Source organism: Pseudomonas machongensis (genome assembly GCF_034961125.1).
Lineage (GTDB): Bacteria > Pseudomonadota > Gammaproteobacteria > Pseudomonadales > Pseudomonadaceae > Aquipseudomonas > Aquipseudomonas machongensis.
The window spans coordinates 1-12,799 of the sequence record NZ_JAYFUI010000046.1; the positions used below are offsets into that span (position 1 = coordinate 1).

The 12,799-nt window shown below is 61.5% G+C and carries 10 protein-coding genes and 1 pseudogene; 4 read left to right on the forward strand and 7 right to left on the reverse strand.

Features of this window, described 5'->3' with window-relative positions:
• Window positions 1–351: 351 nt before the first annotated feature.
• The 6 genes from etfB to VA602_RS03165 all read right to left on the reverse strand — a co-directional run bounded on the left by etfB (window position 352) and on the right by VA602_RS03165 (window position 8,156).
• Window positions 352–1,122 carry an electron transfer flavoprotein subunit beta gene (gene etfB / locus VA602_RS03140; RefSeq protein ID WP_323452447.1) on the reverse strand — a complete coding sequence of 257 codons (771 nt, stop codon included), beginning with the start codon at window positions 1,120–1,122 and terminating at the stop codon, window positions 352–354.
• Window positions 1,123–1,132: 10 nt separating this feature from the next.
• Entirely contained in the window at window positions 1,133–2,365 is a 1,233-nt protein-coding gene (gene etfA, locus VA602_RS03145) for an electron transfer flavoprotein subunit alpha (RefSeq protein WP_323452448.1), read from the reverse strand.
• A complete protein-coding gene (gene dgcB / locus VA602_RS03150; protein ID WP_323452449.1) occupies window positions 2,365–4,320 on the reverse strand; it encodes a dimethylglycine demethylation protein DgcB in 1,956 nt (651 codons plus the stop codon). Before dgcB ends, etfA begins: the two co-directional genes overlap by 1 nt.
• Before the next feature lie 173 nt (window positions 4,321–4,493).
• On the reverse strand, window positions 4,494–6,554 hold the full coding sequence (gene dgcA, locus VA602_RS03155; RefSeq protein ID WP_054891725.1) for a dimethylglycine demethylation protein DgcA: 2,061 nt from the start codon (window positions 6,552–6,554) through the stop codon (window positions 4,494–4,496).
• A gap of 15 nt (window positions 6,555–6,569) precedes the next feature.
• Entirely contained in the window at window positions 6,570–7,100 is a 531-nt protein-coding gene (locus VA602_RS03160; protein ID WP_054891724.1) for a DUF5943 domain-containing protein, read from the reverse strand.
• A 78-nt stretch (window positions 7,101–7,178) separates the two neighbouring features.
• Window positions 7,179–8,156, reverse strand: a complete 978-nt coding sequence (locus tag VA602_RS03165) for a dipeptidase (RefSeq protein ID WP_009404077.1) — start codon at window positions 8,154–8,156, stop codon at window positions 7,179–7,181.
• A gap of 275 nt (window positions 8,157–8,431) precedes the next feature.
• On the opposite strand from VA602_RS03165, the gene VA602_RS03170 reads away from it, so the two are divergent.
• The 3 genes from VA602_RS03170 (at window position 8,432) to VA602_RS03180 (ending at window position 11,475) form a co-directional block, all read left to right on the forward strand.
• Entirely contained in the window at window positions 8,432–8,833 is a 402-nt protein-coding gene (locus tag VA602_RS03170; protein ID WP_054891723.1) for a lysozyme inhibitor LprI family protein, read from the forward strand.
• A gap of 681 nt (window positions 8,834–9,514) precedes the next feature.
• On the forward strand, window positions 9,515–11,221 hold the full coding sequence (locus VA602_RS03175) for an S-type pyocin domain-containing protein (RefSeq protein ID WP_323452450.1): 1,707 nt from the start codon (window positions 9,515–9,517) through the stop codon (window positions 11,219–11,221).
• Window positions 11,222–11,223: 2 nt separating this feature from the next.
• Window positions 11,224–11,475, forward strand: a complete 252-nt coding sequence (locus tag VA602_RS03180) for a bacteriocin immunity protein (RefSeq protein ID WP_323452451.1) — start codon at window positions 11,224–11,226, stop codon at window positions 11,473–11,475.
• 104 nt (window positions 11,476–11,579) lie between these two features.
• On the opposite strand, the gene VA602_RS03185 is transcribed toward VA602_RS03180, so the two are convergent.
• Window positions 11,580–12,524, reverse strand: a complete 945-nt coding sequence (locus VA602_RS03185; RefSeq protein ID WP_054891722.1) for a GlxA family transcriptional regulator — start codon at window positions 12,522–12,524, stop codon at window positions 11,580–11,582.
• Window positions 12,525–12,672: 148 nt separating this feature from the next.
• Here VA602_RS03185 and VA602_RS03190 point away from each other — a divergent pair.
• Window positions 12,673–12,799: pseudogene (locus VA602_RS03190) on the forward strand (glycine/betaine ABC transporter substrate-binding protein); the annotation flags it as partial.

Consider the following 12,799-nt stretch of genomic DNA (forward strand, 5'->3'; position numbering starts at 1 on the left):
TGTATGTTTTTTGATCAATCCTCTACAGGCATTGATATCAAAGGTCTGTAGAGAAGCGCGAACACTTTATTCACAGGGTCGCGAACAGATTTGGTGGGCAACTCTCGTCTTGGTGAAGACCGGGCGTTCGGCGGGTGCGGTACCTCTAGGGGCAAATGTCTTGTTCAAAGTCTAAAGACCAGCCCAATCCCAGTGGGAGCAACTGTCTTGCTCAAAATCTAGAAGCCAGCCCAATCCCTGTGGGAGCGGCGGTTCGCCGCTGCGACTTGTCCCGCGAACACGGGCGTAGCCCGTGCCAGGCAGTGCGGTGTTCTTTTCGCGGGCAAGCCCGCTCCTACAAGCCCCAACCAGTCAGCGCAACACGCCTTCCTCCAACAACAACTTGAGGATCGCCTCGGCGCCCTCCTGTGGAGAAACATCCTTGAGCACCTTGCCGCCGCCACCGCTGGCCTTGGCCGTGGCCGCCTTCATCCGGTCGGCACCGCTCTTGGCCTTGATCACCTTGAGCCGCTTGGGCCGCGGGCGGGCAGGCTGCAAGGCGTCGCCTTCGAGCAACTGATCCTCCACCACCGCCACGTTACGCGCCGCCAGCACACCCCGCCGTGCAGGGCCAAAGGCGCTCTGGCGCGGCTTGGGCGCCGCGTTATCCACAGTCGCCAGCAACGGCAGGCGCACCTTCAACCGGCGTCGTTGACCGCGCGGCAAGGCTTGCAGGACCTGGGCGGTGCCATTCTCGATCGATTCCACCTCGGCCAGGCCCACCACCAACGGCCAGCCCAGCCGCTCGGCCAGCAGAAATGGCAACATGCCCGAGCCTTCACCCGTCTCGGCCTGGCTGCCGGTGAGCACCAACTGGGCACCGGCATCGCGCAGGTAATCCCCCAGTACCCCCAGCACATCGGCCCCCGCAGGCTGCTCGAGGACATCCAGATGCTCCAGGCCCATACCCAGATAGGCGCGCAGGGCCTCTTCGCGCGGGTCGCCGGCATGCACCACCTGCAAGTTATCCCCAGCCAGCTGCAAGCCCAATTCGACGGCGCGTGCATCCTGCTCGGCGCGGCGGGCGCGGCCAGAGCTGGGGTGGGCACCGATGGAAACCAGGCTGATGACTTTCGTACTCATGCTCGTGCCCTTATGCCGCGTCGCGCTGAGCGCCGCTGCGGTAGTTGTCCACAGCCTCGATCAGTGCCTGGAGAATCGCCGCGCTATCGCCAATCACCGACAGGTCGGCCCGTTTGATCATGTCGCAACCGGGGTCCATGTTGATCGCCACCACCTTGTCGCAGGCACCGATCCCCTGCAGGTGCTGGATCGCCCCGGAGATACCCACAGCCACGTAGACCCGCGCCGTGACCCAGGTGCCGGTAGCGCCGACCTGGCGGTTGCGCGGCATGAAGCCGTCGTCCACCGCCACCCGTGAAGCCCCTTCGGTAGCGCCAAGCGCCACGGTCGCCCTGTGGAAAAGCTCCCAGTCCTTCACGCCGTTGCCACCGGAGACGATGAATTCCGCCTCGGCCATGGCGATCGAGGCTGGATCCACCGCGACTGGCCCCAGGTCTTCGATACGCGACAGGCTGCGCGCCACGCCTGTGGACAACTCAACCGGCAACGCTTCGTGACGGGTTTCGCTGACCGGCTCGGCGCATTCGGCGGCGGCCAGGATCAGGCGCGGCAGACCTCTCTGCAGGTCCTGCTGACCGGCACCGGCGCGGCCGATGCACTGGCCGTCCTTGACCTGCCAGACCCGCGTGGCCGGGCGCTCGCCCAAGGCGGCGCCCAGACGCCGACCCAGTTCGCCGCCACCGGTGCGGCTGTCGGGCAATAGCCAGTGCCGTGGCGCGAACTGGTTATCCACAGCGCGCAGGCCCTGGACAAGCTGCTCGGGCACGTAACCTTCGAACGCTTCGCCTTCAATGACCAGCAGGCGGTCGACGCCGGCTGTGGAAAAGTGGCTTTCCTTGTGTTCACCGAACACCACCGCCAGCACCGCACCGTCGCTGCCGGCAAGGCTGCGGGCAAGGCCGAGCAGGTCGCGGTCGTGGCTGCCCAGGCGGCCACCGACCATGTCAGGCACCACGGCGATGTAGAACGCCGGATCCGCCACTTGATGCAAAGGTAATTGCACCTCGGCGGCTGCCGTGCGCCGACCACCGATCGCCGTGCCCTGCTGGGCGCCACTGCGGTCGATACGCTTGAGGCCGCTTGGGCCGATGAAACCGGCGGCGATGGCGTGAGGATTCTTGCGGATGAGCCCATGGGGGCCCATCCAGCGGGTCTGTTGCGTCTGCATCGCCGCGTGCAACGGATGCAGGCGGTTACGGGCAATCCACTCGGCGCGAGGATCGCGGCGGATGATGTCGCTCATCAGTGCACCTCCGCAGGTTCACGTTTTACCTGGTTCGATTTGCTCGCGGCGGCAGGAGTGTCGTCCTCGATCAGCACGTCGGCGACCAACTCGGCGAGGTCCTTGATCTGTGGCCGCGGTTCGACCACACCTTCAAGCATTGCCGTGCACTGTGGACAACCCACCGCCACCAGTTCGGCCTCGGTCTCGCGGATATCGTCCATGCGCATGTCGGGAATGCGCTGCTTGCCTGGGATGTCGGTGATCGGCGCACCGCCGCCACCGCCACAGCAACGCGAACGGAAGCCCGAGCGCTGCATCTCGCGCACCTCGATGCCCAAGGCCTTGAGCACGTCGCGCGGGGCTTGGTACTCGCCGTTGTAGCGTCCCAGGTAGCACGGGTCGTGGTAGGTCACGCTACCGCCCTTGTGCTGGCCGAGGTTGAGCTTGTTGGCGGCGATCAACTCGGCGATGTAGGTGCTGTGGTGCTGCACCTGGTACTCGCCGCCCAGTGCGCCGTATTCGTTCTTCAATACATGGAAACTGTGCGGATCGCAGGTGACGATGCGCTGGAAGCGGTATTGGCGCAGGGTCTGGATGTTGCGCTTGGCCAGTTGCTGGAAGGTCGCTTCATCGCCCAGGCGACGGGCCACGTCTCCGCTGTCGCGCTCCTCCAGGCCCAGCACGGCGAAGTCCACACCCGAGGCCTTGAGCACCTTGACGAAGGCACGCAGGGTGCGCTGGTTGCGCATGTCGAAGGCGCCGTCACCGACCCAGAACAACACCTCGGTGGTCTTCACGTCCGACAGCAGTTTCAGGTTCAGGTCGGCGGCCCAGTTCATCCGCCCACCGGGGTTGAAGCCGCCGGGGTTGTCGGTGGCGATCAGATTGTCCAGCACCTCGGCGCCTTTGTTCGGCGTCGCGCCCTTTTCCAGCGTGAGGTGACGGCGCATGTCGACGATGGCATCGACGTGCTCGATCATCATCGGGCATTCCTCGACGCAGGCGCGGCAGGTGGTGCACGACCACAGCGTCTCGGCATCGACCAGGCCGTTGACGATCGGCTGGTGCGGATGACCGCCGTGCTCACCCACCGGTTTACCCGGGTACGGGCTACCGGCAAAGGTCGCATCGGTGCCACCGGCCAGGCCGATGACCATGTCCTGGATGAGCTTTTTCGGGTTCAGCGGCTGGCCGGCGGCGAATGCCGGGCACATCGCCTCGCACTTGCCGCACTGCACGCAGGCGTCGAAGCCCAATAGCTGGTTCCAGGTGAAATCGACTGGTTTCTCCACACCCAACAGTGCGTTCGGGTCTTCCAGGTCGAGCGGCTTGAGACCAGTGGAGCGGCCGCCACCGAAACGCTCGGCACGGCGGTGCCAGGCCAGGTGCAGGGCACCGGCGAAGGCGTGCTTCATCGGCCCGCCCCAGGTCATGCCGAAGAACAGCTCCGACACACCCCACAGCACGCCAAGGCCGAGAATGCCGACCATCACCCAGCCGCCGGTATTGGCCGGCAGGATGCCCGCGACCGGCAAGGTGGCGATGAAAAAGCTCGCGGCGAACACCAGCAGGCTTTTCGGCAGGCGCATCCACGGGCCCTTGGACAGGCGCGCGGGCGGATTCAGACGACGCTTGAAGACGAAAATCGCGCCGCTGAACATGATCACCGTGGCCACCAGCAGTGCGTAGCCAAGGATCTTGCTCTGCAGGCCGAAGCCGTGCACCAGGATCGCCAGCAGCGCCGACAGCACGAAGCCGCCTGCGGTGGCGACGTGGGTCTTGGACATGTACTTGTCGCGCTCGACCACATGGTGCAGATCGACCAGGTAACGCCGCGGCATGGCCAGCAGGCCACCGAGCAGGTCGACCTTGCTTGGCCGCCCGCGTCGCCACATGCGCACGCGGCGCAGGGCGCCGAGCACCGCCAGGGCGAGCGCGGCGAACAGCAGGATGGGTAGAAGGGTGTTCAACATGGGAGGCTCCCACAACAGCGGTTGCAAGGGGTTCAGGCCCCTGGAATCCTGCACCGGCCCTGTAGGAGCGGGCTTGCCCGCGAATGCGCCAGGTCAGACAACCCTGTTGTTGGTGCTGACGCTTTCGCGGGCACGCCCGCTCCCACGGGGGCCGGTGTGTGCCGACAGATCGATCAGAAATCCTTGCACAGCCGCAAGGCGTCGTAGATCGCCGCATGCACGTTGCGCTGGGCCACGCAGTCGCCGATGCGGTACAGCAGGTAGCCCTCGCCCGGCTGGCTGAGGATCGGCTGCGGCTGGATCGCGAACAGGGCGTCGATGTCGATCTGGCCCTTGTTGCGCGAACCCTCCTTGAGCCCGTAGTACAGCTCCTCGTCCGGACGCACGCCGTTCTCGATCACCACCTGGTCGACCACACGCTCTTCCTTGGCCCCGGTGTATTCGTTCTCCAGCACCGCCACCAGCTTGTCGCCCTCGCGGTAGACCTTCTCCAGCATCATGTCCCCGGTCATGATCACTTCCTTGGGGTAGATGCTGCGGTAGTAGGTCGGGAAGGTCGTGCCACCCATGGCTACGCCCGGCTTGATGTCGTCGGTGACGATCTCGACCTGGCTGCCCTTGTCGGCGATGAAGTCGGCGGTGGACATGCCGGTGAATTCGCAGATGGTGTCGTACACCAGCACGTTCTTGCCCGGTGCGACCTTGCCGTCGAGCACGTCCCAGCTACTGACCACCAGCCCTTCGGCGGCGCCCCAGTGCTCGTTCTGCTCGATGAACGGATGACCGCCCACCGCCAGCACGATGATGTCCGGGCGCAGGTCCTGGATGGTCGCGATGTCTGCCGCAGTACCCAGGCGCAGGTCGACCTTCAGGCGCGCGAACTCCAGCTGGTACCAGCGGGTGATGCCGGCGATCTGGTCGCGCTGCGGTGCCTTGGCGGCGATGGTGATCTGCCCGCCGATCTGCTCCTTCTTCTCGAACACGGTGACGTCATGGCCACGCTCGGCGGCCACCCGTGCGGCCTCCATGCCGGCAGGGCCGGCGCCGACCACCACCACCTTGCGTTTCGGCCCGGTGGACTTCTCGATGATGTGCGGCACGCCCATGTATTCACGGGACGTCGCGGCGTTCTGGATGCACAACACGTCCAGGCCCTGGTACTGACGGTCGATGCAGTAGTTGGCACCGACGCACTGCTTGATCTGGTCGATCTGGCCCATCTTGATCTTGGCGATCAGGTGCGGGTCGGCCATGTGCGCACGGGTCATGCCGACCATGTCGACGTAGCCGCCTTCGAGAATGCGCGTGGCCTGGTTCGGGTCCTTGATGTTCTGCGCGTGCAGCACTGGGACCTTGACCACTTCCTTGATGCCGGCCGCCAGGTGCAGGAACGGCTCCGGCGGGTAGCTCATGTTGGGGATGACGTTGGCCAGGGTGTTGTGGGTGTCGCAACCCGAACCGACCACGCCGATGAAGTCGATCATGCCGGTAGCGTCGTAGTACGCGGCGATCTGCTTCATGTCCTCGTGGCTCAGGCCATCGGGGTGGAATTCGTCACCGCAGATACGCATGCCCACGCAGAAATCGTCACCGACCTCGGCGCGTACCGCCTTGAGCACTTCCAGGCCGAACTTCATGCGGCCTTCGAAGCTGCCGCCCCACTCGTCGGTACGCTTGTTGACCCGCGGGCTCCAGAACTGGTCGATCATGTGCTGGTGCACCGCCGACAGCTCCACGCCGTCCAGTCCGCCTTCCTTCGCCCGGCGCGCGGCCTGGGCGTAGTTGCCGATCACCCGCCAGATCTCTTCCACCTCGATGGTCTTGCAGGTGGCGCGGTGCACCGGCTCGCGGATGCCGGACGGCGACATCAGCGTGGGCCAGTGGAAACCGTCCCAGCGTGAGCGACGGCCCATGTGGGTAATCTGGATCATGATCTTGGCGCCATGCTTGTGCATGGCGTCGGCGAGGTTCTGGAAGTGCGGAATGATGCGGTCGGTGGACAGGTTCACCGAGGCCCACCATTGCTGCGGGCTGTCGATGGCCACCACCGACGAGCCGCCACAGATGGCCAGGCCGATACCGCCCTTGGCCTTCTCTTCGTAGTACTTCACGTAGCGCTCGGTGGTCATGCCGCCGTCGGTGGCGTAGACCTCGGCGTGCGCGGTGCTGAGCACCCGGTTGCGGATGGTCAGCTTGCCGATCTGGATCGGCTGGAACATTGCTTCGAATGCCATGACGCTCTCTCCGGCTTACAACGGCTTTGTAACGAACAGGCCATCTTCGTGACCTTCTTCAGAACCGCCATAGACCTGCTCCGCCACAGTGCGGATCGAGCTGCCACGGGCAGCGAGGATCTGGTCCATGGCACCGGCGAACCAGCCGGTGAACATGTAGTCGACCTTGCGGCCGCATTTGCCATACACGTAGACGAACGCCGAGTGCTTGAGCTTGACGCTGCACGTGCCTTTGTCGAGGTCGATGTCCTGGATCTCGAACAGGCCCCAGCCACGCTGGCTCAGGCGCTTCATGTAGTGCTCGAACACCGCCACGCCTTCCAGGCCATGGCACTCAGCCTCTTTTTCGCACCAATGCCAGGCGGATTTGTAGCCGGCCTTGTAGAGGATCTCGGCATAGGCGTCGGCGCCCAGCACCTCCTCGATGCCGATGTGGTTGTTGACGAAGAAATGCCGCGGTACATACAGCATCGGCAGGGCATCGGACGTCCAGACACCGGTCTCGCTGTCGACTTCGATTGGCAATTGCGGGGCGATCTTGGCCATGGAAACTCAACTCCATAAAATTTTTTGTTTGGATGCCCCGGCGTTGCTGGCAGGGGCTTTCAGGCTCGGAGTGCGGCTTTATTCGCCCCACACATCCTTGAGGACATTCACCCAGTTCTCGCCCATGATCTTGCGTACCACGCGCTCGGAATGGCCGCGCTTGAGCAGGGTTTCGGTGAGGTTGGGGAATTCGCCCACGGTGCGGATGCCCAGCGGATTGATGATCTTGCCGAAGTTGGTCAGGCGACGGGCGTAGCCCTTGTCGTGGGTCAGGTACTCGAAGAAGTCCTGGCCATGGCCCTGGGTGAAGTCGGTGCCGATACCGATGGCGTCTTCACCAACGATGTTCATGGTGTACTCGATGGCCTCGGCGTAGTCGTCGATGGTCGAGTCGATGCCCTTGGCCAGGAACGGCGCGAACATGGTCACGCCGACGAAGCCGCCATGGTCGGCGATGAACTTCAGCTCTTCATCGGACTTGTTGCGCGGGTGCTCTTTAAGGCCCGACGGCAGGCAGTGGGAGTAGCAGACCGGCTTTTTCGATTCGAGGATGACTTCCTCGGAAGTCTTGGAGCCCACATGCGAGAGGTCGCACATGATGCCGACACGGTTCATCTCGGCGACGATCTCGCGGCCGAAGCCCGACAGACCGCCATCACGCTCGTAGCAACCGGTGCCGACCAGGTTCTGGGTGTTGTAGCACATCTGCACGATGCCCACGCCCAGCTGCTTGAACACGTCGACGTAGGCAATCTGGTCTTCGAACGCATGGGCGTTCTGGAAGCCGAAGAGGATGCCGGTCTTGCCCAGCTCCTTGGCCTTGCGGATGTCGGCAGTGGTACGCACCGGCATCACCAGGTCGCTGTTCTCGCGGATCAGCTTCTGGCTGGCGGCGATCTGGTCGACCGTGGCTTTGAAACCTTCCCAGACCGACACGGTGCAGTTGGCTGCGGTCAGCCCGCCTTTACGCATGTCTTCGAACAGCTCGCGGTTCCACTTGGCGATGATCAGGCCATCGATGACGATGCTGTCGGCGTGTAATTCGGCTGGGCTCATCAGGCTGTCCCCTTTTGTCGAGTTGGGCGACGCCGAATCGTGTGCCGGCGCTTTGGGGCCAGCATATGCCTGCGGCCCTTGTCGCCCCGATGCAAAAACGACAGGGGGTTTGCCGAAAGCGTCAATGAGCGACATGGCATGCTCTGGCACGCCGCTTGGCAATGAGAGCAAGTCTCGACAAGAACCGTTCATGAACATTTTCCTTGCCCTCTACCACCCGGCTCTAGGCTGAGCGAGAATCTCGACGATTCGTCAGCCTGTTCAGGAGAAAACGGATGAAATCAAAGGCATGGCTGGTACTGCTGTTCGTGGCGCTGGGCGCCCAGGCCGCCGAAGAAGAAAGCACGCCCTGCGACAACGTCGAGACCGACCAGCAGACCTATGCGTGCGCGGCGTACAACAAGCAGACCGCCGAACGCGAACTGAAGGCCGCCTACGACGACCTGATCCAGCGCATCCGTGACCAGTACGCGGATGAAAATGACAAGGCCGTTGCGCTCAGCGGACGGATGGAGGCGGCCGAGAAGCTCTGGACCCAGTTGCGCGATGCCGACTGCAAGGTCGAGACCTATGCCGAGAAACCTGGCAGCAAAGCCTTTGAAGCGGCGTGGAATACCTGCGTGGCGCAGCGTAGCGACGAGCGCTCGGAGTATCTGCAGTCGGTGGGGCAGCAGTGATTCTCTAGTGGAATCTTCACAGGCTTGCCGCGGCCGCGAACTGGTACACCCTAGGTACTACGCACCGCTCAGGGGCAGGGGCGTCCTAGGGTCTGTCTGAAATGTGTCTGCGCGAAGGTCAGGCAAGGCGAAAACAGCCGAGGAACGGTCGGAGTCCCGCTCGACTTTACGTGTTGTAAATGAGCATTCCGACCGGGCTGGCGCACCAGGCTGTTTTCAACGCAGTATCACCAAGTATCAAGGCTTTTCGTACAGAACCCATGGGGCCAGCGACCCTATCGTCAGTTGTATAAACAGAAAAACTCCACTCCATCTTATTGTACGTTCATATTGTCGGTCTTCCGAACTGGATCATCGAGCCTTGAAAGAAATCACAGTGAAAAAACAGGCCGCCGGGAAAAAATGCACCGTTCTTGATCGTTAGTAAAAAACTGAAGCTTCATGACTCCGCAGCTTGTTGCTGCTTAGGGCCTGGAGCATCACATGCAAGGCGTGGTTATTTTACCCAACCAACATGTCTACCCCACGATTACAATCCCCGTAGTACTTCCCTCACTTTATCCATTCGGACTACCGCACTGGCCATATCCCTCTGGCGGACCGCACGGCCCCGGTATGTTTCCTGTAATAACTCTACCTCCAACACCCCCACCTCCGCCCCCACTACCGACGCCCTCTCAGTTGCTGGAGGCCATCAAGAAAGAAAGCGCTGGAAAGTTTCAATTAAACAGTATCGTCCCGACGACGACTGACGAAATCGCAACACTGGTAGCCAACAGGTATGCAGGGGACGACAACGCCCAAATATACGCAATGGAAGACTTGGTAATACAAAAAATCGACGCACTACCCGCTCTAGACGCTCAGGTCCAGCAGCTACTCGGGTTTACTCCATCCTGGAGATCTACTGAAGCTGTTATGTCGAGCTATGAGCAAAGATATGGGAGCGTCGGAGACAACCCTGATCTTTTCGTTCAACGACTAACCCAGAGTTACGCCTATTCCAGGGCCCGGGACTTTTCCGCCCTGCAGATTTATTACCTCTCGGAACAATTGAAGGGATCTACTACCGAGCAGGTGCGGGCTCGCGTTCAAGCACGAGAATCCAAACGGCACGCGGCCGTATTAGCCGCGAAGGCCGAAGCCGAACGCATCGCCGCCGAAGCTGTTGCGAAGGCCGAAGCCGAACGTACTGCCGCCGAAGCTGCTGCAAAGGCCGAAGCCGAACGTACTGCCGCCGAAGCTGCTGCAAAGGCCGAAGCCGAACGTACTGCCGCCGAAGCTGCTGCACTACTCGCCAACACCTATTCTACCTCTGGCGCCACGGCTCCCATTCAAGCTGTGGTGCTGACAGCCACAGGTGCTGTAGCAAGCAACACTGCAACATTTGCTTTGCGCTCTGTCATCAGCACAGCAATCGGTGCACTGGGAGGTTACGCAGCCACGGTGGCATCAGGTTTTACCGTCGGTGTTTCGGCCCTGCTTTATTCTCCCAAACTGGGCAATGGCGAATTGCCAGAACGCTATAGCTTGCAGACTCCATTATCAGATCTCATCCCACAGGCAAATACGTCGCTGCCGACCCTTGACGCCACGACCAGCGAGGCTGAAATACCCTACCGTTTCAGCTCGCGCACCGGTGCTGAAGGTTACTCAGAGATATTTGCCGTAAAAACAGACAGCAACGCCATCCCATCAAAAGTACGCGTGCTTTCTGCGTCATATGATGCCCAGCGAAATATTTACATCGCGGTCACAACAGACTCGCCACCGCGCACCATGACATGGACACCCATCGTCAATCCTGGTGACCCCTCAACCAGTCTGCCCAATGATCTCTCTCCACCGACGGTCTATACCGGCGCTGAACTGATGCCCATCGAGATCAGGATCGACAGCTATCCGGGAGTCGCTGACGCAAGCCTTGATGACTACATCATTGTTTTTCCTGCAGACTCAGGCTTGCCACCGATCTATACGATGTTCAGGGATCGGCGGGAAGACCCCGGTGTGGCGAGCGGACAGGGCCCTCAGGTTGACGAAAACTGGTCCAAAGGCGCATCTATAGGTGAAGGTGCACCGATCCCCATGCAAATAGCCGACTCACTGCGAGACAGGCATTTCGCAAACTGGAGAGCCATGAGGGAAGCCCTATGGAAGGCCGTGGGTAGTGACGAAATGCTTTCAAAACAATTCAGTACCGTAAACGTTTCCAGGATGAGACAAGGGCTGGCCCCTTTTGTACCTAAAAGAGACCGAGTGGGAGGACGCGGTGTAATTGAACTGCATCATAAAATCTTGATTTCAAGAGGTGGAGAGATTTACAACGTTGAGAATATTTTCCTAACGACCCCCAGCCGCCATATAGAAATCCATAAAGGGGAATAAATATGAACAAACTCATTAGCGAAATAACAGAAAAACACTTTTTGGAATTTGTAAGAAAAATATACGCCGTTGACTATCCGTCCGACGAACAGCATCGCAGCGCTGTGTACGAGTTCGAACGGCTTTCAGAACATCCTGCTGGATCAGATTTACTATTTTATCCTGAAGATGGCAAAGATAGCCCGGAGCACATTGTGGCCGAAGTTAAGGCCTGGCGGGCTGCAAATGGCAAGCCAGGGTTTGCTCAGGATTAATGTATAAAACACCCTAATCGATTTACCGTTGCTCAGAGGAAAATTGATCAGGGGTTTCGTAAAAAGGCGGAAGACTGATGCTTCAATATCACTGATGGCATCAGTCACACCGCCCTGGCCAACCTGTCCTCCCGCGGGCAGCGCTCGAACCGCGCCCGATAACAGCGGGTGAAATACGACGCCGACTCGAACCCGCACGCTACCCCCACTTCAAGCACGCTCATATCGGTCTGGCGCAGCAGTTGCCGAGCCTTGTCCAGCCTCAGTCGCAGGTAGAAACCACTGGGCGTGTCGTCCAGGTGCAGGCGAAACAGGCGCTCCAACTGACGACGGGTCACCTGCACGGCATCGGCCAGTACCTGGGTGTTGAGCGGCTGCTCGGTGTTGCGCTCCATTTCGCCGATCACCTTCACCAGCTTCTTGTTGCGAATGCCGTAGCGGGTGGCGATCTCCATGCGCTGGTGATCCTGGCGCGGCCGGATGCGGCTGACCACGAACTGCTCCGACACCTGAATCGCCAGTTCGCTGCCGTGGGCCTGGGCGATCAGGTCGAGCATCAGGTCGATGGAGGCGGTCCCCCCGGCGCAGGTGATCCGTCGACGGTCGATCTCGAACAGCTCCTGGGTCGCCTGCAGGCGCGGATAACGCTCCTTGAACGCCTCCAGCGCCTCCCAGTGCAAGGTCGCGCGATAGCCGTCGAGCAAGCCCGCCTCGGCCAGCACCAGCGCACCGGTATCGATACCGCCGAGCGTGCCGCCGTCATGCTCTACGCGCCGCAGCGCCTGTTGCAGCACCGGGCCGTAGCAGGCCAGCGGCTCGAAGCCGGCGACAACCAGCAGCATCCCTCCCCGCTCTCTGTCAGACAGCGCCTGGTCGGCATTGACCGACATGCCGTTGCTGGCCTGCACCGGGCCGCCGTCCAGGCTCAGCACCTGCCAGCGATACAGCGCTCCCCGAAACCGATTGGCCACCCGCAAGGGCTCCACCGCACTGATGAAGCCCAACGCAGAAAACCCCGGCAAGAGAAGAAACTGGATCGTTTCCGGCATCGCTTACTCCTGGGAAGTGGGTGGTCGCTGCAGTGCAACTCTTGGTCGCCAGCGTGCGATTGCCCACTGTGCCATGGGCGTAACTTTTTTCCCACGGCCCGCAGAGGCCGGATCCCATAACAATACGCACTGCCGATGGAGAGCCACCATGCATCGCTTTATCCGCCGCAGCCTGTTGTCCCTCGCTCTCAGCACCACCGTGGTCACCCCGCTGTTCGCCGCCGAGCCCGCCGCCTGCAAGAACGTGCGCCTCGGTGTGGTCAACTGGACCGACG

Bases quoted from the DNA above. Each gene is read 5' to 3' on its own strand.
- etfB (WP_323452447.1), bottom strand. From the start codon at position 1,122: ATGAGTACGAAAGTCATCAGCCTGGTTTCCATCGGTGCCCACCCCAGC.
- etfA (WP_323452448.1), bottom strand. From the start codon at position 2,365: ATGAGCGACATCATCCGCCGCGATCCTCGCGCCGAGTGGATTGCCCGT.
- dgcB (WP_323452449.1), bottom strand. From the start codon at position 4,320: ATGTTGAACACCCTTCTACCCATCCTGCTGTTCGCCGCGCTCGCCCTG.
- dgcA (WP_054891725.1), bottom strand. From the start codon at position 6,554: ATGGCATTCGAAGCAATGTTCCAGCCGATCCAGATCGGCAAGCTGACC.
- VA602_RS03160 (WP_054891724.1), bottom strand. From the start codon at position 7,100: ATGGCCAAGATCGCCCCGCAATTGCCAATCGAAGTCGACAGCGAGACC.
- VA602_RS03165 (WP_009404077.1), bottom strand. From the start codon at position 8,156: ATGAGCCCAGCCGAATTACACGCCGACAGCATCGTCATCGATGGCCTG.
- VA602_RS03170 (WP_054891723.1), top strand. From the start codon at position 8,432: ATGAAATCAAAGGCATGGCTGGTACTGCTGTTCGTGGCGCTGGGCGCC.
- VA602_RS03180 (WP_323452451.1), top strand. From the start codon at position 11,224: ATGAACAAACTCATTAGCGAAATAACAGAAAAACACTTTTTGGAATTT.
- VA602_RS03185 (WP_054891722.1), bottom strand. From the start codon at position 12,524: ATGCCGGAAACGATCCAGTTTCTTCTCTTGCCGGGGTTTTCTGCGTTG.